The 17,797-nt window shown below is 74.1% G+C and carries 19 protein-coding genes; 7 read left to right on the top strand and 12 right to left on the bottom strand.

The annotated features are described in order from the left end of the window. Nucleotides 1-122 precede the first annotated feature (122 nt). The 3 genes from ACIOGZ_RS06405 to ACIOGZ_RS06395 are packed head-to-tail and all read right to left on the bottom strand — an operon-like array spanning nucleotide 123 to nucleotide 1,887. Nucleotides 123-512 carry a roadblock/LC7 domain-containing protein gene (locus tag ACIOGZ_RS06405; RefSeq protein ID WP_063350516.1) on the bottom strand — a complete coding sequence of 130 codons (390 nt, stop codon included), beginning with the start codon at nucleotides 510-512 and terminating at the stop codon, nucleotides 123-125. Next, complete coding sequence (locus ACIOGZ_RS06400) at nucleotides 509-1,531, bottom strand: hypothetical protein (RefSeq protein WP_400985070.1); 1,023 nt, start codon at nucleotides 1,529-1,531, stop codon at nucleotides 509-511. Before ACIOGZ_RS06400 ends, ACIOGZ_RS06405 begins: the two co-directional genes overlap by 4 nt. Next, on the bottom strand, nucleotides 1,528-1,887 hold the full coding sequence (locus tag ACIOGZ_RS06395; RefSeq protein WP_363587515.1) for a hypothetical protein: 360 nt from the start codon (nucleotides 1,885-1,887) through the stop codon (nucleotides 1,528-1,530). The genes ACIOGZ_RS06400 and ACIOGZ_RS06395 overlap by 4 nt, the downstream gene beginning before the upstream one ends. Before the next feature lie 141 nt (nucleotides 1,888-2,028). Between ACIOGZ_RS06395 and ACIOGZ_RS06390 the strand changes: the two genes are divergently transcribed. Then, nucleotides 2,029-2,394 carry a hypothetical protein gene (locus ACIOGZ_RS06390; RefSeq protein ID WP_363587517.1) on the top strand — a complete coding sequence of 122 codons (366 nt, stop codon included), beginning with the start codon at nucleotides 2,029-2,031 and terminating at the stop codon, nucleotides 2,392-2,394. Nucleotides 2,395-2,921: 527 nt separating this feature from the next. On the opposite strand, the gene ACIOGZ_RS06385 is transcribed toward ACIOGZ_RS06390, so the two are convergent. Both ACIOGZ_RS06385 and ACIOGZ_RS06380 read right to left on the bottom strand, forming a co-directional pair. Further along, a complete protein-coding gene (locus ACIOGZ_RS06385; RefSeq protein WP_363631942.1) occupies nucleotides 2,922-3,338 on the bottom strand; it encodes a DUF3592 domain-containing protein in 417 nt (138 codons plus the stop codon). 145 nt (nucleotides 3,339-3,483) lie between these two features. Further along, a complete protein-coding gene (locus tag ACIOGZ_RS06380) occupies nucleotides 3,484-3,720 on the bottom strand; it encodes a DUF397 domain-containing protein (RefSeq protein ID WP_363631944.1) in 237 nt (78 codons plus the stop codon). Nucleotides 3,721-4,084: 364 nt separating this feature from the next. Between ACIOGZ_RS06380 and ACIOGZ_RS06375 the strand changes: the two genes are divergently transcribed. Beyond that, on the top strand, nucleotides 4,085-4,522 hold the full coding sequence (locus ACIOGZ_RS06375; RefSeq protein WP_400985068.1) for a hypothetical protein: 438 nt from the start codon (nucleotides 4,085-4,087) through the stop codon (nucleotides 4,520-4,522). A 204-nt stretch (nucleotides 4,523-4,726) separates the two neighbouring features. On the opposite strand, the gene ACIOGZ_RS06370 is transcribed toward ACIOGZ_RS06375, so the two are convergent. The 4 genes from ACIOGZ_RS06370 to ACIOGZ_RS06355 form a co-directional block, all read right to left on the bottom strand. Then, on the bottom strand, nucleotides 4,727-5,989 hold the full coding sequence (locus tag ACIOGZ_RS06370; RefSeq protein ID WP_400985067.1) for an NAD(P)/FAD-dependent oxidoreductase: 1,263 nt from the start codon (nucleotides 5,987-5,989) through the stop codon (nucleotides 4,727-4,729). Nucleotides 5,990-6,131: 142 nt separating this feature from the next. Continuing rightward, complete coding sequence (locus ACIOGZ_RS06365; RefSeq protein ID WP_363587527.1) at nucleotides 6,132-6,563, bottom strand: nuclear transport factor 2 family protein; 432 nt, start codon at nucleotides 6,561-6,563, stop codon at nucleotides 6,132-6,134. A gap of 6 nt (nucleotides 6,564-6,569) precedes the next feature. Beyond that, nucleotides 6,570-7,373 (bottom strand): MBL fold metallo-hydrolase, encoded by an 804-nt coding sequence (locus tag ACIOGZ_RS06360; RefSeq protein ID WP_363587529.1) that lies wholly within the window; start codon nucleotides 7,371-7,373, stop codon nucleotides 6,570-6,572. A gap of 117 nt (nucleotides 7,374-7,490) precedes the next feature. Next, nucleotides 7,491-8,771, bottom strand: a complete 1,281-nt coding sequence (locus ACIOGZ_RS06355; protein WP_363587531.1) for an MFS transporter — start codon at nucleotides 8,769-8,771, stop codon at nucleotides 7,491-7,493. A gap of 169 nt (nucleotides 8,772-8,940) precedes the next feature. Here ACIOGZ_RS06355 and ACIOGZ_RS06350 point away from each other — a divergent pair, with 169 nt between their 5' ends. The 4 genes from ACIOGZ_RS06350 (at nucleotide 8,941) to ACIOGZ_RS06335 (ending at nucleotide 13,274) form a co-directional block, all read left to right on the top strand. Further along, the gene (locus ACIOGZ_RS06350; protein WP_363587533.1) at nucleotides 8,941-10,038 is read left to right on the top strand and encodes a DUF5937 family protein; all 1,098 of its coding nucleotides are present in this window, start codon (nucleotides 8,941-8,943) and stop codon (nucleotides 10,036-10,038) included. A gap of 111 nt (nucleotides 10,039-10,149) precedes the next feature. Beyond that, complete coding sequence (locus ACIOGZ_RS06345; protein ID WP_363587535.1) at nucleotides 10,150-11,007, top strand: PhzF family phenazine biosynthesis isomerase; 858 nt, start codon at nucleotides 10,150-10,152, stop codon at nucleotides 11,005-11,007. Nucleotides 11,008-11,090: 83 nt separating this feature from the next. Then, nucleotides 11,091-12,359 carry an aminoglycoside phosphotransferase family protein gene (locus ACIOGZ_RS06340; protein WP_363587537.1) on the top strand — a complete coding sequence of 423 codons (1,269 nt, stop codon included), beginning with the start codon at nucleotides 11,091-11,093 and terminating at the stop codon, nucleotides 12,357-12,359. Between the two features lie 9 nt (nucleotides 12,360-12,368). Further along, the gene (locus ACIOGZ_RS06335; RefSeq protein WP_363587539.1) at nucleotides 12,369-13,274 is read left to right on the top strand and encodes a LysR family transcriptional regulator; all 906 of its coding nucleotides are present in this window, start codon (nucleotides 12,369-12,371) and stop codon (nucleotides 13,272-13,274) included. On the opposite strand, the gene ACIOGZ_RS06330 is transcribed toward ACIOGZ_RS06335, so the two are convergent. From ACIOGZ_RS06330 to ACIOGZ_RS06320, 3 genes are all read right to left on the bottom strand, one after another. After that, nucleotides 13,255-14,439 (bottom strand): MFS transporter, encoded by a 1,185-nt coding sequence (locus ACIOGZ_RS06330; RefSeq protein WP_400806013.1) that lies wholly within the window; start codon nucleotides 14,437-14,439, stop codon nucleotides 13,255-13,257. The two genes, ACIOGZ_RS06335 and ACIOGZ_RS06330, sit on opposite strands and share 20 nt — an antisense overlap. Before the next feature lie 132 nt (nucleotides 14,440-14,571). Next, the gene (locus ACIOGZ_RS06325) at nucleotides 14,572-14,835 is read right to left on the bottom strand and encodes a ferredoxin (RefSeq protein ID WP_363631955.1); all 264 of its coding nucleotides are present in this window, start codon (nucleotides 14,833-14,835) and stop codon (nucleotides 14,572-14,574) included. Next, a complete protein-coding gene (locus ACIOGZ_RS06320; protein ID WP_363587545.1) occupies nucleotides 14,832-16,049 on the bottom strand; it encodes a cytochrome P450 in 1,218 nt (405 codons plus the stop codon). Before ACIOGZ_RS06320 ends, ACIOGZ_RS06325 begins: the two co-directional genes overlap by 4 nt. A gap of 656 nt (nucleotides 16,050-16,705) precedes the next feature. On the opposite strand from ACIOGZ_RS06320, the gene ACIOGZ_RS06315 reads away from it, so the two are divergent. Continuing rightward, entirely contained in the window at nucleotides 16,706-17,791 is a 1,086-nt protein-coding gene (locus ACIOGZ_RS06315; RefSeq protein ID WP_363587547.1) for an S-(hydroxymethyl)mycothiol dehydrogenase, read from the top strand. The last annotated feature ends 6 nt before the right edge of the window (nucleotides 17,792-17,797 follow it).

Raw genomic sequence — 17,797 nt, 5'->3', positions numbered from 1 at the left:
TGGGCGCCCGGCTGGGCGTGCCGGCGAAGCGTCCTCGTACTGGGCCGTACTTGGACGTTTCGCCGGTGCGTCCAGGCGGGATGCCCGGCGTCGCGCGCCCGGCGGGAATTATGAAACACGCCCTAGACCGCGGGGACCATCCCGAGCAGCTCGCTCAGGCGGCGGACCGTGGCGGGCGACTCGCGGTGCAGGCCGGCGACGTCGAGGCCCTCGTCTCCCAGGATCATCAGCAGCGCCTGCTCCCCGATCGCCAGCACCACGACGTAGCCGCTGTTGCAGCGGGTGACCACGTCACGCAGGCCGCCCACGCCGACCTCGGCCGCGGTGCGCCGGCCGAGGCCGAGCATGGCGGCCGACAGGGCGGCGGCCGACTCGGGGTGGACGGCGGCCGTGTCGGCGGCCACCAACAGGCCGTCGGTGGTGGAGATGACACTCTCCGAGATGCCCATGACCCGGTCGCGGAGGGACTTCAACTCGTCGACCAGTACGGCGGTCGGTGTCTGGCTGCTCATGGTGCGCTCTTCTCACTCTGCTCGGTCGTCTCGATACGCGCGGTGTGCTCGGCGCGGTGTGCGTTCGGTGGGCCGTCGGAAGCCGCCGCCGCTCCCTCGGATCGGGCGGGCAGGCCGCCGGGGCCGCCCGGACCACCCGCGCCGCGTCCGCTGCGGACGCGGCGCGGCAGCGGCCCGGTGTCGGCCGGCGGCGGTTCGCTCGTCGCTATGCGCGGGGCCACGCTCGGTGCCAGGGGAGCCGGGTGCTTCGGTTCCCGGTGGAGCAGGTGCCGGGCGTCCATCCGTACGACGTCGAGGAGTACCGCGAACACACCGCGTCCCAGGGCGAAGCCGAGGTCGCGCGCGGTGCGGCGGCCGGTGGCGGCGGCCAGGATCTCCCGGTAGCGGACCGGGATCCGCAGCGCGCCGGATTCGGCCCGGGCGGCAGGACGGATCCGGATGCGGGCCAGTTCGCCGGGCGGTCCCCAGAGGCGGGTCAGCAGGGCCGTCCGCCGGGCGGTCTCCGCGAAGAGCCGCTCCGGCTCGATGCCCGGGCGCAGCGCGATCCTGGCAGGCGGCGCCGCCTCGGCCGTCTCCCAACTGCCGGGCGGGCTCAGCACCAGGGCGAAGGCCCCGTCGAAGGCGGCGGCGGCGCAGACGGCTTCGAGCTCGGCGGCGCCGATCGACCCCTGAGCCACCAGGGCCGCGCCGAGGTCGCCGCCCCAGGTCGGGGGAGCGTCGGCCGGCCGGCCGACGGACGCGGCCACCTCGGCGGACGCCCACTCCTCCTCGCCGACGCGCCGTGACTTCAGCAGCAGGGTCGCGGCGGTCGGGGCCCCGGGGGTCTCGATCGCGGTGACCAGACCCTGCTCCAGGTGGATCGTGCCGCCCGGTGCGCTGGAGACGGTGACCGAGCCGGTGAACTCCGTCCGGCGCAGCGCGAGCAGCAGCGCGGGCACGTTGCGCGCGGTGGGCGGAGCCGGCGTCGTGGGAGCTGCGGGGATGGCGGGCGGCGCCGTGTCGTGGGACGGGTCGGTCATGCCAGCAAGTCCTGCGCGCGGTCGGCGGTCTGGCGGACGGCCAGCGCCAGGTTGGTCCGTTCCCGGTCCAGCACGGTGGCCAGCAGCAGGGGGTCGCCCTTCCGGGACACCACCTGGACGACCTGGTGATGGCGGGTGCTGGTGACCACCAGGCTCTCCAACTCGCTCTCCGCCCCTGCCTCGTACAGCCGCTCGCCGATCAGGTTGGTCAGCTCGGCGAGTTCGGCCCCGGTCCCGAGCAGCCGGTGGTCCCCGGCGGACTGGTAGCTGAGACCTGTGACGGCGTCGACGAGCGCGGCACCGACCACTCCGGGGGAGCCGAGCACATCGGAGAGGGAAGCTTCGAGTGCGCGCACCAGTACCCCTTCACGTTCTGAACCCCGGTAGCGTACTTTATTCCATCATTTTCACGAGGCGACCACAACCGGTGACTTCTTGCTATTTTGTTCCTGCACACGGGAGTTCTGCCCGGAAGTCACGCAAAGGACGAACAGCGCATGAACATTGACGACGCACTCAAGGACGCGATGGCCATCGAGGGGGCCATCGGAGTGGCTGTGGCCGACTACGATAGCGGCATGTCGCTCGGGTTCCTCGGCGGGGGGCAGCAGCTCGACCTGGAGATTGCGGCCGCCGCCAACACCGAGGTCGTTCGTGCGAAGATACGCGCCTTGGCCGCGCTGTCGATCGACGATGTCATCGAGGACATCCTGATCACCCTCGGCACCCAGTACCACCTGATCCGCCCGCTGACCCGCAGTCACGGCTCGCTCTTCCTCTACCTGGCGCTGGACCGCTCGCGCGCCAACCTCGCGCTCGCCCGGCACGGTCTCAAGCGCATCGAGGCCGCTCTCGACGTCTAGCCGAGGCCGGGCCGACGGCCAGGGTGTCCGCGCCCCGTCCGGAAGGCCTGCGCGGAAGCCCTGCCTGAAGGACTGCCCAAAGGACTGCCCGAAGGCCCGCCCGGAGGGCCCGCGCGGGCCGCGTGTCGCGCGTGGAATTCCGGGCGGAGCGAATGCGGGACGTGACGAACCGGCTACGGAGATCCGTCCGTGGGAATCGGGCCTCGAATATCGCGGGTGTGCGCCGACCATGAAAATGCGTGACTTTCTGATGACTGCGCGTCATATTCGCCCCGGCTGTTCCGGCCGGCGCCGGAGCGCCGGAATACCGTGGTCGAACCGCCGGAGCGCCGGTGTTTCGGCGGTGCCGCGGAATCGGCTCGACCACGCCGCGCGCGGCACGAAGGCGCGCCGCCGAGATCCGGCGGCGGGAGCGTCCCCGGACGCGGACGACGGGTGTGTGTGTCCGCGCTGGCCCCAGGTGCGGGCGCGCGGCGGCGTCATCGCGAACCCGGCCTCGTTCTCGAAGACGATTCAGGCGGGCAGCCTCACAGGACGGCGACCGCCAGTGTGATCGCGGCCAGCACCATCAGCAGCCCGAGCGCCACGAAGCCGTACTCCAGGGGTCTGCGCTCGCGGCCTTCCACCAGGACCTGCCGGGGGTCGGCTGGATCGTAGCGGACCTGCACGTGGCCGCCGTCCGGCAGCGGGTGGCGCGGGGTGGATGGGACGGGGGAGAAGACCTCCACCACCCGGCCGTCCTCGGTCTCGAACTGCAGCAGCGGGCGCGGCGGCAGCGCGCGGTCCTCCGGGGCGGGGACGCGGGCGCGCACCAGGGCCAGGGCCGGGACGCCGACCCGGTGCAGCCGCCGGAGGTCGCGTAGGCCGACCACCCCGGCGAGGTAGGCGACCACGCCGCCCAGGCCGCCGAACACCACCACGGCGAATCCGGCCGTCCCGCCCACCGCGCCTCCCTGTCCGAATCGCCCCCGGACACCCCAGTATTGCCGACCGCAGGGACTCCTGACGCCTGGAACCCGCCCAGTTCACGGCGGAGCCCCGCCACTCCGGAAAAAGGGGTGACGGGGCCCTCAGGGCGCCGCGCGTACGTCAGACGTCGCCGAACTCGCCGGTACGGACGGCGGCAACGAAGGCCGCGAAGCCATCGGGGGAGAAGGCGAGGGCCGGGCCCTCGGGGTCCTTCGAGTCGCGGACGGGGACAACACCGGGGACGTTGGCGGCCACCTCTACGCAAGCGCCGCCGTTGTCGCTGTACGAAGACTTGAACCGCTGAGGCTCGGTGGTCGCGGTAGATCCTCTCTTGGATTCCTGCCTGTGTTGAAACACCAGGATGAGACCAGGGTGGCCTACGACGGGATCGTCGAGCTCTGTACGTTGATGTTCACTGGCCGACGGTCCAGAAGAAGTTGATCAGCGTGACGGCCGCTCCGTACAGGATCGCGGCACCGTACGGTCTTGCCCGGGACGCGCGGTTGGGGTCAGTATCGATCACGGCTTGGTCCTCCTGTCGGCGTGTGGACGTGGCTCGTCCGACAGACAGGTGCACCGACCGAGTCCCTCCGCGACCGCAGACGGCGACCCCATCGGGACGGGGCGATGCGCCGGAGGTCGGGAATGGCCGCGACATACCATCGCAGTGAATACGAAGCGCCAGGCCGAGATTCCGGCACCGGTGTGAGGGAGGGCCAGGATGTTCGGTTCGCAGAAGAAGCTCAACGATCTGATGGCGCAGCTCAGGCCCGACCTGAGTCGGGAATCGCTCGGTGTCGGGCCCGACTTCCCGGGCGTCGCCCCGAACCCGTTCCTGAGCAGTGATGCATGGAAGCGCAACGCGGAACTGCGTACGGGGGCGCTTGCGCTCGGCGTTCTCGTCGACTGGCGGGAGGTCAACAGCAGTCCACGCGTGGTCCTGATGCTCGACGTGGAGACCGCCGACGGCATCTCGTTCCGCGGTATCGCGGACGAAGGCCTCACGATCACCGAGCTCACCCGACTCGCCCCAGGACAGACGTTCCCCGTGCGCTACCGGCCGGCCGTCATGGACCACTACGTCGCCCTTGCCCGGGACGCGGACCCCGTCCACGTGCAGCAGCTCGCTGACGAGATCGCGAGCCGCAAGCGGACCTGACCCGAAGCCATTGGCCGGATCCCTGGAAGCCTCTTGAAGATCCTGCTCCGACTGCCCGACTCACCCCGGATTGCCGGTAAGTGTCGATCAGGTCGAACTGGTACAGGCCGGGCGTGCTTTCAACAGCTTCATCAGGGAGCGGTCGGCCAGGAGACCCCGCCACTCCGGAAAGGGGTGGCGGGGTCCCAGGGCAGCGCGCGTACGTCAGACGTCGCCGAGCGGGGTGTCCGGGTCGGCCAGCGCCTTCGGGTCCACCACCCGCCTGGAGCGCACCAGTTCGCGGATCGGGTCGGTGACGTCCCAGACGTTGACGTTCATCCCCGCCAGCACCCGGCCGTCGGCCAGCCAGAAGGCGATGAACTCGCGGTTGGCCGGGTCGCCCCGGAACACCACCTGGTCGTAGCCGTCCGGTTCGACGTAGCCGACGTACTCCAGGCCGAGGTCGTACTGGTCGCTGAAGAAGTACGGGATCCGGTCGTACACCGCGTCCGGGTGCCCGAGCATCGCGCGGGCGGCGGTCTGCGGCTGGTTGACGGCGTTGGCCCAGTGTTCGACCCGCAGGTGCGTGTCGAACAGCGGGTGGTAGGCGTTGGCGACGTCGCCGGCCGCGTAGACGTCCGGGTCGGAAGTGCGCAGCTGCTGGTCGGTCTTGACGCCGTTGTCGATCTCCAGCCCGGCGGCCTCGGCCAGGCCGGTCGCGGGGGTGATGCCGATGCCGACCACCACCGCGTCGGCCGGCACCGTCGTGCCGTCGCCCAGCCGCACGCCGCTCACCGCGCCGCCGGAGCCGGTCAGTTCGGTGACCTCGACGCCGAACCGCAGCTGGACGCCGTGGTCGCGGTGCAGATCGGCGAAGACCTGCGCCACCTCCCGGCCCAGCACCCGCAGCAGCGGCAGTTCGGCGGCCTCCAGCACCGTCACCTCGGCGCCGGCCTCCCGGGCCGCGGCCGCCACCTCCAGGCCGATCCAGCCCGCGCCGATCACCGCGACCCGCGCGCCCGGGCGCAGCACGGCCTTGATCCGGTCGCTGTCCTCGACCTGGCGCAGGTAGAGCACGCCGTCCTGGTCCGCGCCCGGCACCGGCAGCCGGCGCGGGGTCGAGCCGGTGGTGAGCAGCAGCTTGGCGTACTCGATCCGGCCGTCGTCGGTGAGCGTCACGGTGTGCCCGGCCGGGTCGATCGCGGCCACCGCCGTGCCCAGCCGCAGCGTGACGTCCTGCTCCCCGTACCACTGCGGCGGGTGGACGTAGATCTTCTCCCGGGGCGTCTTGCCGAGCAGGTACCCCTTCGACAGCGGCGGCCGCTCGTACGGGCGCTCGTGTTCGTCGCCGATCAGGACGATGCCGCCCCGGTACCCGGCCTCGCGCAGCGCCTGGGCGGCCTTCGCGCCGCCCAGGGACGCCCCGACGATCACGATCGGCCGCTCGCGCCCGCCGTCCTCCGCCGTTCCCGCCGTGCCCGTGCCCATGCTGAACTCCTCGCTCTCCGGCCGGAATCAGGGGCCAGCCTGCCGCCGTCCGGGTGGCGTGTCGAGGGCGTGCCGGGCGCGCCGCGCCATGCTCCCCCTTACGGGTGAACGCGAACCGCTACGGGCGCGGTCAAGGAATTCGCTACGGGGTCATGGCCTCCCGGACCAGCGCGGTGTCGGCGAACTGCTCGAATCGGACGATCCGGCCGCCGCGCACCGTGAAGTGGTGGGCGACCCGCACCGCGAGCGGCTTTCCGGTGATCTTGTGGACGGCCGTGTAGCGGGCCAGCACCACCACGTTCTCGCCGTCGACCACGTAGGTGTCGTCGTGCGCCGTCCAGTTCTCCCAGGCGGCGGCCAGGCGCTCCATGACGTTGGCGGTGACGCCCTTCGGGGTGCGGTAGGTGCCGGCCAGCGGGAAGCCGGCCATCTCGGTCCACTCCACGTCGTCGGCGAGCGTGGCGCGCAGCGCGGCCAGGTCGCCGTGGGCGGAGGCCAGGTACTGGCGGCGGACCACGTCGGCCGGGGCGGAGGACTCGGCGAACGAGGCGGTGTCCCTCGGGATCTCGATCATCGTCGCTCAGCCCCAGGCCATCTCGCCCATGGCGACCTTGGTGCCGAGGTCGACGGCGATCTTCAGCCCCAGGTCGGGGAAGCGCCGTTCCAGCGCCTCCTTCGCGGCGGTCGCGTCCGGGGCCCGGCCGATCTCGGTCTCGAAGGCGCGCAGGTAGTCCCGGGTGTGACGGACGGAGGTGAGGTCGGTGGCCGCGCCGGCGGTGCGGTGGCCGGCCGCGACGAACTCCGGTTCGAGTGCCTCGATCCCGTCCAACAGGTCGATCCAGGCGGCGCGTTGGGCCGGTTCGGGGGTGTCGGCCGTCCACACGTGCAGGCCCTCGAAGAGCAGCACGCCGCCGAGCACGGCGCGGTGGTGGTGCTGCCAGAGGTAGTGCCGGTCGGGCAGGTGGAAGTCGGCGCCGCGCAGCTCGAACCGGTGCCCCTCGAAGACGAGTTCGTCCCCGTGCAGCAGCTCGGGCCGGACCAGCCGGGTGGGCAGCTCCGGGCCGAGGTGGGCCCAGGCCTTGAGCTTGCCCTCGAACGTCTCCTGGATGTGCTCGACGGTGGAGGCGGTGGCCAGGAACCGTGCCTGGGGGAAGGCGTCCTGGACCTCCTGGGCGCCGAAGTAGAAGTCCGGGTCCCCGTGGCTGACGAAGACCGCGGCCAGCCGCTTGCCGGCGGCGCGGATCCGCTCCACCAGCCGGCGGCCGTCGGAGCGGGTGAACCCGGCGTCCACCAGCAGGGCGTCCTTCGGGCCGGTGACCAGGACGGAGGTCTTGTTGAGCGAGCTGTCGGGGCTGTCGATGATCTCGAAGTCGAGAGCACTCATGGGTCTGTTGTCCTTCCTGCTGCCGGGCACGCCTCGCGGCCAGCATCGGCCTTGCGGGTGCGCTCCGCATCCGGAGGAGGGGCGGGGCCGGGCCCGATCCGACCCGCGCCGTGGGCGTCAGGTCCTCGGGGCCAGTCGCAGCACCGCCAGCGCCCCCAGCAGGGTCGCCCCGGCCAGCACCGGCCACAGCACCCCCGGACCGGCCGCGAGCAGCGCCATCAGCGCCGCCGGCGCCGCCGCCCGGCCCACGCCCGAGGACAGCTCCCAGCGCGCCAGCGCCCGCCCCAGCAGGTGCGGCGGGGCGGCGGCCGTCACCAGGGCCGTCCCCGCACCGGTGTAGAGGATCTCGCCCAGCGTGAACACCACCGAGACCGCCGCGACGCCCGCCGCGCCCGCCGTGCCGCCCAGCGACCCGACCGCCCAGTACCCCAGGTAGGCCAGGGCCAGCGTCACCCCCGAGGCGGCCAGCACCGCCCGCCGCGAACGGTCCGCGAGCCGCAGCACCAGCACCAGCTGCAGCGCGATCACCAGCACCGTGTTGCCCACGAACACGCCCGACGACCACGCCGGGGAGGCGTGCAGGTGCAGCACCAGCAGCGCCGGCAGCGCCACCTCCAGCACGTCGAAGCAGAACGCGTACGGCAGGTTGGCGAGGCTCAGCAGGCTGATCCGCCGCAGCGACTCGCCCTGCTCCCGCACGTCCACCGCCCGGTCGGCGGCCCGCTGCGGCGCGCGCACCCGCAGCGACAGCACCAGCGCGGCGGCGGCCAGGCAGGCCGCGCCCGTCACCCCGGCCAGCACCCTGATCGCGCCCGCCCCGCCGGTCACCACCAGCGTGGCCAGCAGCGCCCCCGCGCCCAGTCCCGCGTTGCGCAGCGACCGCCCGGCCGCCAGCGCGGCGTCCCGCAGGCGGCCCTCGGTCAGCGTGCTGACCACCGCCGCGTGCGTGGTCGGCCAGGACTGGCTGCCCACCCCGATCAGCACCGACGCCGCCACGAACCCCGGCAGGCCGTCCGAGACCAGCAGCGCCAGCGCGCCCGCCGCCCGCACCGCCAACGTGGCCGCCGCCGGCAGGGTCCGGGCGCCGCGGTCGATCCACCGGCCGGTCAGCGGCACCACCAGCAGGCCCGCCACCATCCCCGCCGACATCGTCAGCCCCGCCGCCGCCGCGCCCAGGTGCAGCACCCCGATCCCGTACAGCAGCAGGAACGGCCGCAGCAGGCCGGAGCCCACCGCGTCCACCACCAGCGCGGCCGCGTACCGGGGCCCGCCCGCTGCGGTCAGCAGCCGCAGCAGCGTGGACGGGCCCCCGCGGCTCGCACCGATCGGCGGGGCCGGCGGCACGCCGTCGCGGACGGCGGCGTGGTCATGGACGGACTTCTCCTGGATCAGGCTCATGGCCGGTACCGTCCGCCCTGCCCGGCCCGCCGGGCACGTCGATTGACGCTAACCGTCAATCGACGCGGGAGCGGATCCGGGCGGGTGGCAGGATCGCCGTCGTGAGCGAACCGATCATCGAGAGGCGCGGGTGGGCGAACGCCCCTGCCGGCAGGAGCACGGCGGGCGCATGAGCGTGACCATCGACATCACCGGCCTGCCGGACGAGCGCCTGCTCTTCACACCGTCCCCGCTGGGCGAGCTGACCGCGATGCTGGACGTCCTCGCCGAGCCCGCGCACCACCCCGCGCTGCACGGCTGGGCGTCCAGCACCGCCGCGACGATCCCGCCGGAGCTGTCCGAGCGGCTGCTGGAGGCCGACTTCCTCTGGCGCTCCTCCCGTGCCGACTTCCTCGTCCCCGGCCTGCCCGGCGCCACCCTGGCCGCCGAGCTCGACGCCGTCGACCGGATGGACGACGAGTTGTACGTCGCCGCCGCCCTCGTCACCACCTGCGGCGCCTCCCGGCCGGCCCGCCGGGCGCCCTCCCCGCTCACCGACCCGGTGGCCAACGAACGGGCCCGCGAACTCGCGCTCGCCCGGGGCCCCCGGCAGGCCGCCTTCGCGGACCGGCTGCTCGCCGACCCGCCCGCCGTGCGGGCCCTCGTCCGGCGGATGCTGGAGGACTGCGAGTCCGCGTTCTTCGCCGACGCCTGGCAGCGCGTCCTGCCCGCCCTCGCCGCCGACGCCCGGCGCAAGGCCGATCTGCTGGCCCGGCGCGGCCCCGCCGAGGCGCTGGCCGCGGTCTCACCCTCCGTCACCCTCGACCAGAGCGCCGACGGGCGGCGGCGGATCGTCATCGACAAGCTCCAGGACAACGCCACCAGCGGCACCGAGGGCGGCGGCGTCACCCTCATCCCCACCGCCTTCGGCCGGCCCCACCTCGTGGTGGTGTACACCCCCGGCTGGCGTCCCGTCCTCCAGTACCCCGTCGCCGAGGCGGGCATCCCCGAACCCGTCTCGCTGGCCCTCGTCCAGCAGCGGCTGGAAGCCCTCGCCCACCCCGTCCGGCTGCGCCTGGCCCGCACCATGGCCCGCGGCGCGCACACCACCGGCGAACTCGCCTCCACCTGGCAGCTCAGCGCGCCGGAGGTGTCCCGGCACCTGGCCGTCCTGCGCAAGGCGGGGCTGCTCATCACCCAGCGGCGCGGGCGGTACATGCTCTACCAGCTCGACCTGTCCGGCAGCGCCCGGCTCGGCTCGGACTTCCTGGAGGCGTTGCTGCGGTGACCGGTGTCGTGGTGACCGGCGGACCGGCGGACCGGCAACGGGTGAGCGGCAACGGGTGATCGGGAACAGGTGAGCGGGAACAGCGGGGGAGCGGAACGCGTTCGTCCGGGCATGACCGACGACGCCTCACCCCGCATCCTGCGCTACGCCGCCTTCACCACCCGCCCCGAGGGCGGCAACCCGGCGGGCGTCGTACTCGACGCCGCAGGCCTGACCGACGAGCGGATGCTCGCCATCGCCGCCGAGCTCGGCTACTCCGAGACGGCCTTCCTGACCGCGGGAGCGACCGAAGGTGCCTACGGAGTCCGGTACTTCAGCCCGCTCACCGAGGTGCCGTTCTGCGGCCACGCCACGGTCGCCTCCGCCGTTGCGCTCGCCGCCCGCACCGGCCCCGGGCAGTACGTCTTCACGACGGCCGCGGGCGAAGTCCCCGTCCAGGTCGACCAGGACGCGGAGGGCGTGCTGCGCGCCACCCTGACCAGTGTCGAGCCGCAGGTGGAGGACGTGACCGAGGCCGACGTCGAGGAAGTCCTCGCCCTGCTCGGCTGGGCCCGCACCGACCTGGACCCGACCCTGCCGCCCCGGATCGCCTACGCCGGCGCCCGCCACCTCGTCCTCGCCGCCGCCACCCGTGACCGCCTGGCCCGCCTCGACTACGACTTCGACGGCCTCGCCGCCTACACCCGGGCCCGCGACCTGGTGACCCTCCAACTCGTCTGGCGCGAGGCCGCGGACGTCTTCCACGTCCGCAACCCCTTCCCGGTCGGCGGCGTCGTCGAGGACCCGGCCACCGGCGCCGCCGCGGCCGCCTTCGGCGCCTACCTGCGGGAGCAGGGCGCGGCGGCGGCCCCGGCGGTGCTGACCCTCCACCAGGGCGAGGACCTGGGCCGCCCGGGCGTGCTCCACGTGGAACTGCGGACGGCGGACAGCCGGATCCGGGTGTCCGGCGCGGCGGTGGCGATCCCGTAGCGCGAACGCGATCGGCCCGGTCCCGGCCCGAGGCGTCCGGAAATTCGCTCGCGTACCGGGCCCGGGTGGGCGAAGCTGCCCGGATGCAGCGAGCGAGCGAACGCACCGTCACGGTCCATCTCACCCACGGGGCCGAGTACTTCGGCCCCGTGGGCCCGTTCCAGGCGGCGGGCGGGTGGTGGTCGTCGGTGGACGGGGTGGGGGCGCGGACGGCCGAACTCGCCGGGGTGCCGGTGCTGGTGCTGCGGCTGGTGGAGGGGCGGGGCGAGCAGGGCGGGCGCGGCGGGCACGGTGGGCAGGTGTGGTACCACGCCGAGGCGCTGGAGCGGCCGACAGCCGTCGAGGCCCGGCCGCTGGACGCCGGGACGGCCGCGCTGCTCGGCCCCACCGAGCGCCGCGCGGCCTGGGCCACGTCGGCCGGGCTGGGGGAGGCGCTGGCCTGGGCGGAGGCGGAGCTGGCCGGGGCGGGCCGTCCGGTCGCCGGCCCGGCGCGGCAGATCCGGACCTGGAACCTGTCGGGCCTCCTCCGCCTCCCGACGGCCACCGGCCGTGACGCCTGGCTGAAGACCACGACGCCCGCCTTCAACGCCCGGGAGGGCGAGGTGATCGCGCTGCTCGGCGGCGTCGACCCGGGCCTCGTGCCGCCGGTGCTGGCCGCCGACCCGGCGGGCGGGCGGCTGCTGCTGGACCACGTGCCCGGCGAGGACTGCTGGTCGCCGTCCCTCGACACTGTCGAGGAGGTGGTGCCCCGGCTGGTCGCCGCCCAGGCGGCGCTGGCCGCCGACGGGCGCGCGGCGAAGGTCGGGCTGCGCGACCGGACGCCCCGCACCCTGCTCGCCCAGGCGCAGGCGCTGCTCGACCGGCTCCCCGGCGAGACCGACCTGACGCCCGGGGAACTGGCCGACGTCCGCCGACTGGTCGCCGAACTGCCTGCGCTGCTGGAGGAGTTGGCGGCCTGCGGCCTCCCCGAGACCCTGGTGCACGGCGACTTCCACCCCGGCAACTGGCGCTCCGACGGCGAGCGTCCGGTGGTCGTCGACTACGCCGACTCCTGCCTCGGCCACCCCGCCCTGGACGGGCTGCGCCCGCGCGCCTACCTCGCGCCGGAGCGCTGGCAGCACCTCGTCGAGGTCTGGCTGAAGGCCTGGAGCGAGCACGCGCCCGGATCCCGGCCGTGGCGCGCGCTGGAGCTGGTCGAGCCGCTGTACCACCTGTCCTACGCGCTGCGCTACCAGGAGTTCCTGGACCACATCGAGGAGAGCGAACGCCCGTACCACGCGGGCGACCCGGCCGCCGAGCTGCGCGCGGCACTGGCCTGCGGCGTTCCCGACCTCACAGGTCGGAACACCTAGACTGCCGGGGTGGATCGGACGACGCCAGGCCCCGTGCTCCCGGAGCTGCCGCTCCAGGAACTGGAGTGCTTCTCCGTCCTGGTGCGCCAGTTGCACTTCGGGCGGACGGCGCAGCTCCTGGGCGTCTCGCAGGGCCGGGTCTCCCAGCTGATCAAGCGGCTGGAGGGCCGGGTCGGCGCCCCGGTGTTCGAACGCACCAGCCGGCGGGTCGAGTTGACCGAGCTGGGGCGCGAGCTGGCCGAGCAGGTGGTGCCCGCCGTCGACCGGCTCCGGGAGGGCTTCGAGGCGGCCCGCGCCCGGGCCGCCTCGACGGACCGGCCGCTGCGCCTGGGGTTCCAGTGCGCCGTGTACGAGCCGGTGGCCAGGGCGATCGCGGGCCTTGCGGAGGGGGCGGCCCAGCTCGTCGAACTGTCCTGGGGCGATCCGTTCTCCCACCTGGGCCGGGGCGAGGTCGACCTGGCCATCGTGCTGTCCCCGTGCCGGGAGGACGGCCTGCGGGTGCTGCTGGAGTTCTCGCGGCAGCCGATGTACGTCGCCCTCTCCGCCGGGCACCGCCTGGCCGGGGCGGCGAGCGTCTCGGCGGACGAACTGGCCGGGCTGGCGCTGATCGAACCGCGTGGGCCCGCCCCGGACTACTGGCGCCGGGCGAACGCCCCGCGGCGGACGCCGGACGGGCGGGAGCTGGCCTACCCGGCGGGCGCGGCCACGCTCCAGGAGGGGCTGTCGACGGTGGCCAGCACCCGCCTGGGGCTGCTGCTGTGCGAGGCGAGCACGGCGTACGTCCAGCGGCCGGACATCCGCTATCTGCCGGTGCCGGGCCTGGAGCCGTCCACGCTGCTGGTGGTGCAGGGCGAGCGGCCGCCGCACCCGCTGGCCGGGGCCTTCGTGCGGGCGCTCACCGCCGTGGGCGCGTGACGGCGGCGAGCAGCAGTCCGGCCGCCGTGATCAGCGACGCCGTGAGGAGCACGGCGTGGGTCCCGGCCCGGTCGATGACCAGGCCGCCGGCGAACGAGCCCAGCGCGATGCTCGCGTTGAACACGCCCGCCCACAGCGCCGCCGAGGCCTCGATCCGGGTGGGGTCGGCGATCCGGACCCAGGTCTGGGTGGAGATCGAGACCCCGCCGTACGAGGCGCCCCAGACGACGAGCGCGATCAGCACCGCCACCACGCTCCCGGTGAGGAGCGGCAGGAGGGCGGTGGCGAGCGCGACGCCCGCGAGGGCGGTGGTCACGGCCGCCTTGGGGCGCCGGCCGGCCGCCGGGCCGAGGGTGAAGTTCCCGGCGACGCCGGCCAGTCCGTAGACCAGCAGGCAGGCGGCGATGACGCCGCTGCTCAGGCCCGCGTCGAGTTCGAGCACCGGCCGTACGTACGTGTAGCCGGTGAAGTGGCCGAGCACGACCAGCGCCGTGACGGCGAGTCCGGCGGCGACTCCCCGGCTGCGCAGCGCGTCCGCGATCCGGTCGAGCCGGCCGCGCTCGTGGACGGGGAGGGCGGGGAGCGTGCGGGCGAGGACGGCGGCGGACACCGCGCCGAGCAGGGCGAGGGCCCAGAACGCGGAGCGCCAACCGAGCAGCGCCGCGAGGTAGGTGCCCAGGGGGACGCCGAGCACCGAGGCGATGGAGACGCCGGAGAAGATCAGCGTGGTGGCGAGCGCGATCCGCGGCCCGTCGGCGAGGCGTGGGCCCAGCCCCGCGGTGATGCCCCACACGACGCCCATCGCGAGGCCGAGCAGGACACGGCCGGCGGCCAGCACGGGGTAGTCGGGGGCGAGCGCGGTGAGCGCGTTGGCCAGCGACAGCAGCAGCATGAAGGCGACCAGCATGTGCTTGCGGTCCCGGAGCCCGATGAGCGCGGGAACGAACGGGGACAGGGCGGCGGCGAGGAGCCCGGTGATGGTCAGGGAGAGCCCGGTGACGCCGTCGGAGACGCCGAGGGTCTTCGAGACGGGGGTCAGCAGCCCCACGGGCATCATCTCGGCGGAGACCACGGTGAAGGTGGCGAGGGCCACGGCGGTGATCGGTGCCCAGCGGGGCGGGCTGCCGGGGGCGGTCGGGGGCGCGAGGGTGTCGGCGTCGGTCATGGAGCCAGCCCATCAGCCGCGCCGAGGGCGGAACAAGATCGATGAGCTCATCCGTCGATTAGCCTGGCTCATCGATCCAGGGATGCCCCCGGCGCCGCCGGCCGTGGTGCGGCAGGCGGCGCCGGGGCGCGGTCACTCCGGCGGGGCGATCCGGTAGCCGCCCGCGGCCGAGTAGAGGGTCAGCGCCTCGACCGGGCAGAAGTCGACCGCGTCGGCCAGTGCCTCCGTCAGCTCGGCGCCGTCGGCCGCGTAGTCGGCCACCGGCTCGGCCAGCCCGTCGGCGCCGAGCACCAGCGAGCCGGGGGCGCTCAGGGCGCACATCCCGGAGCCGATGCAGCGGTCCCGGTCGACCCGCACGACCACCGCGTCGGCGCCCGTCCCCGGGGTGGCCGTCACCAGGCGACCTGGAGGGTCTCGGGGCTGCGGGTGAGCAGGCCCTTCCGCCAGTCGATCTCCTCGACGGGCCCGGTCAGGCGCAGCGAGGGCAGCCGGCGGGCCAGGCGGTGCAGGGCGAGTTCGAGCTCCATCCGGGCCAGCCAGGCGCCCAGGCAGTGGTGCGGCCCGGCCCCGAAGGTCAGCATCGGCGCGGCCAGCGGGGAGAACAGCTCGGTGAGCAGGTCCCCGGTGAAGACCGACGGGTCGTGGTTGGCGGCGCCGGTGTCGGCGGCGACGACGCTGCCGGCCGGGATGACCACCCCGCCGATCTCGACGTCCTCGATGGTGCGGCGCAGCAGGCCGGGCAGGTGCTTGGCGTCGCCGAGCGGGACGGCGCGCAGGATCTGCTCGGTCGCGGCGGTCGCGCTGGCCTCGTCGGCGGCGAGCCGCTGCCAGGCCTCGCGGCCGTCGGCGAGCAGGTAGACGAGCGCGTTGCCAAGGCTGGTCATGGTGGTCTCGTGGCCGGCCACGACGAGGCCGATGACCAGCGTGACCAGCTGCCGCTCGGTGATCGATCCGTCCTCGGCGGCGGCCGCGAGCAGGCTGCTGACCAGGTCCTCGCCGGGGTCGGCGCGGCGCTCGGCGATCACGGCGGCGCCGAAGCCGGCGAACTCGGCCATGGCGGTGGCGATCTCCTCGGCCGTGTAGGCGGTGGCGGAGAGCGCGTGGTCGCTCCAGTGCGCGAGCTTCTTGCCGTCCAGGTTGTCCAGCCCCATCAGCCGGCTGATCACGTGGACCGGTAGCGGCCGGGTGTAGCCGGCCACGATGTCGGCGGGGGAGCCGTGGTCGATCAGCTCGTCGATCAGGGCCTCGACCACCGAGGCGACCCAGGGCCGCCAGCGGGCGATCGCGCGCGGGGTGAAGGCCCGCTGCACGGTGCGGCGCAGCCGCTGGTGCTCGGTGCCGTCGATGTTCAGCAGGCCCTGTGGGTCGTCGAGGATGTTGGGGATGGCGGTGATCGGCGGCGCGTCCGGCTCGTACAGCGGGGCGCGGCCCAGACGCGGGTCGGTCAGCACCTGCCGCACGTCCGCGTGGCGGCTGACCAGCCAGACGGGCGTGCCGGTGGGCAGCGCGGCGAGCCGGGGCGGGCCGGGCTCCAGGCTGCGCAGGCAGTGCAGCGGGATGAGCGGGACGGTGCCGGTTCCGGCACCGGTCGCACTGTTCTCGGCGGACATCCGTACTCCAGACTCCAGGGCGGGGGGCCGCGCGTGACGGCCCGACGGGGGGTGGAACCGGGATGGTGCGGGGACGGGTGGGGCGGGCCGGCGGGCGGCTCGGCCCGGGCCGGGTCCGGCGGACCGGGACGAACGGCGGATCGGGTGGGGCGGCAGATCGGGACGAACGGCGGATCGGGTGGGACGAACGGCGGATCGAAGGCGGAAGCGAAGGCGAACGCGGACCGGAACGGGGGATGGCGCGAATCGTGCGACGGCGTACGGTCGGTACGCCTCGGCGCGGACGGCGCGCGGTGGCGCACCGTCGGGTGGGGCGGATGTGCTGAGCGTGGTCGCGTGGACCGCTTCTGCTACGACCGTACGTGGGCGGTGGCGCGCGCGTCAGCGGCACTTCCAGCCAACGGCGCTCCTTTCCGGGCACTTCGAGGCACGCTGACGGGCGCTCGGCGCCGCCCGCGCGCCCTGTCCTGCGGGCCGCGCCGGGGGTCCGGCGGATATCTCGACGGCATATGACGCCCTCGCGGCCGGTGCGGTGAGCCGGATCACCGGGCCCGCCCCGTCGGTGCCCGTCGCTACGGGCGCTACGCTTCGTGGGCAGTCGTTTGTCGCAGGTCACGCCGGTGCAGAGCCGCATCGGCCGACGGAGGTGGAATCGGATGGCCCAGCAGGTCAAGGCAGTCATCGCGCGCGCCAAGGGCGCGCCCGTGGAGGTGACCACGATCGTGGTGCCGGACCCGGGGCCGGGCGAGGCGGTGGTCAAAATCCAGGCCTGCGGGGTCTGCCACACCGACCTCCACTACCGCGAGGGCGGCATCAACGACGAGTTCCCGTTCCTGCTCGGGCACGAGGCGGCGGGCGTCGTCGAGTCGGTCGGCGAGGGCGTCACCGAGGTCGAGCCGGGCGACTTCGTCGTCCTCAACTGGCGCGCGGTGTGCGGCCAGTGTCGCGCCTGCCGGCGCGGCCGCGCGCAGTACTGCTTCAACACCCACAACGCGAAGCAGAAGATGACGCTGCTGGACGGCACCGAGCTGTCCCCGGCGCTGGGGATCGGCGCGTTCGCCGAGAAGACCCTGGTCGCGGCCGGTCAGTGCACCAAGGTCGACCCGGCGGTCTCGCCGGCCGTCGCCGGCCTGCTGGGCTGCGGTGTGATGGCGGGCATCGGCGCCGCCATCAACACCGGGGGCGTCGGCCGCGGCGACTCGGTCGCGGTGATCGGCTGCGGCGGCGTCGGCGGCGCGGCGGTGATGGGCTCGCGGCTGGCGGGCGCGGCGAAGATCATCGCCGTCGACATCGACGACCGCAAGCTGGAGACGGCCCGCAAGCTCGGCGCCACCCACACCGTCAACTCCCGCAGCACCGACCCGGTCGAGGCGATCCGGGAGCTGACCGGCGGCAACGGCGCGGACGTGGTGGTCGAGGCGGTCGGCCGCCCGGAGACCTACAAGCAAGCCTTCTACGCCCGCGACCTCGCCGGCACCGTCGTCCTGGTCGGCGTGCCCACGCCGGAGATGACGCTGGAGCTGCCGCTGCTCGACGTGTTCGGCCGCGGTGGCGCGCTGAAGTCCTCCTGGTACGGCGACTGCCTGCCCTCGCGGGACTTCCCGATGCTGATCGACCTCCACCTCCAGGGCCGACTGGACCTCGGCGCGTTCGTCACCGAGACCATCGAACTCGACGCGGTGGAGCAGGCGTTCGAGCGCATGCACCAGGGCGACGTGCTCCGTTCGGTCGTGGTCCTGTGAGCGAGC

The sequence above is a fragment of the Kitasatospora sp. NPDC088160 genome (assembly GCF_044741445.1).
Lineage (GTDB): Bacteria > Actinomycetota > Actinomycetes > Streptomycetales > Streptomycetaceae > Kitasatospora.
Note: the sequence above shows the minus strand (reverse complement) of the source record. Positions and strands in the feature narration are given on the sequence as shown.

Bases quoted from the DNA above. Each gene is read 5' to 3' on its own strand.
- ACIOGZ_RS06390 (WP_363587517.1), top strand. From the start codon at position 2,029: ATGAACATTGACGACGCACTCAAGGACGCGATGGCCATCGAGGGGGCC.
- ACIOGZ_RS06405 (WP_063350516.1), bottom strand. From the start codon at position 512: ATGAGCAGCCAGACACCGACCGCCGTACTGGTCGACGAGTTGAAGTCC.
- ACIOGZ_RS06340 (WP_363587537.1), top strand. From the start codon at position 11,091: ATGCAGCGAGCGAGCGAACGCACCGTCACGGTCCATCTCACCCACGGG.
- ACIOGZ_RS06400 (WP_400985070.1), bottom strand. From the start codon at position 1,531: ATGACCGACCCGTCCCACGACACGGCGCCGCCCGCCATCCCCGCAGCT.
- ACIOGZ_RS06355 (WP_363587531.1), bottom strand. From the start codon at position 8,771: ATGAGCCTGATCCAGGAGAAGTCCGTCCATGACCACGCCGCCGTCCGC.
- ACIOGZ_RS06365 (WP_363587527.1), bottom strand. From the start codon at position 6,563: ATGATCGAGATCCCGAGGGACACCGCCTCGTTCGCCGAGTCCTCCGCC.
- ACIOGZ_RS06330 (WP_400806013.1), bottom strand. From the start codon at position 14,439: ATGACCGACGCCGACACCCTCGCGCCCCCGACCGCCCCCGGCAGCCCG.
- ACIOGZ_RS06350 (WP_363587533.1), top strand. From the start codon at position 8,941: ATGAGCGTGACCATCGACATCACCGGCCTGCCGGACGAGCGCCTGCTC.
- ACIOGZ_RS06370 (WP_400985067.1), bottom strand. From the start codon at position 5,989: ATGGGCACGGGCACGGCGGGAACGGCGGAGGACGGCGGGCGCGAGCGG.
- ACIOGZ_RS06315 (WP_363587547.1), top strand. From the start codon at position 16,706: ATGGCCCAGCAGGTCAAGGCAGTCATCGCGCGCGCCAAGGGCGCGCCC.
- ACIOGZ_RS06345 (WP_363587535.1), top strand. From the start codon at position 10,150: ATGACCGACGACGCCTCACCCCGCATCCTGCGCTACGCCGCCTTCACC.
- ACIOGZ_RS06360 (WP_363587529.1), bottom strand. From the start codon at position 7,373: ATGAGTGCTCTCGACTTCGAGATCATCGACAGCCCCGACAGCTCGCTC.
- ACIOGZ_RS06375 (WP_400985068.1), top strand. From the start codon at position 4,085: ATGTTCGGTTCGCAGAAGAAGCTCAACGATCTGATGGCGCAGCTCAGG.
- ACIOGZ_RS06320 (WP_363587545.1), bottom strand. From the start codon at position 16,049: ATGTCCGCCGAGAACAGTGCGACCGGTGCCGGAACCGGCACCGTCCCG.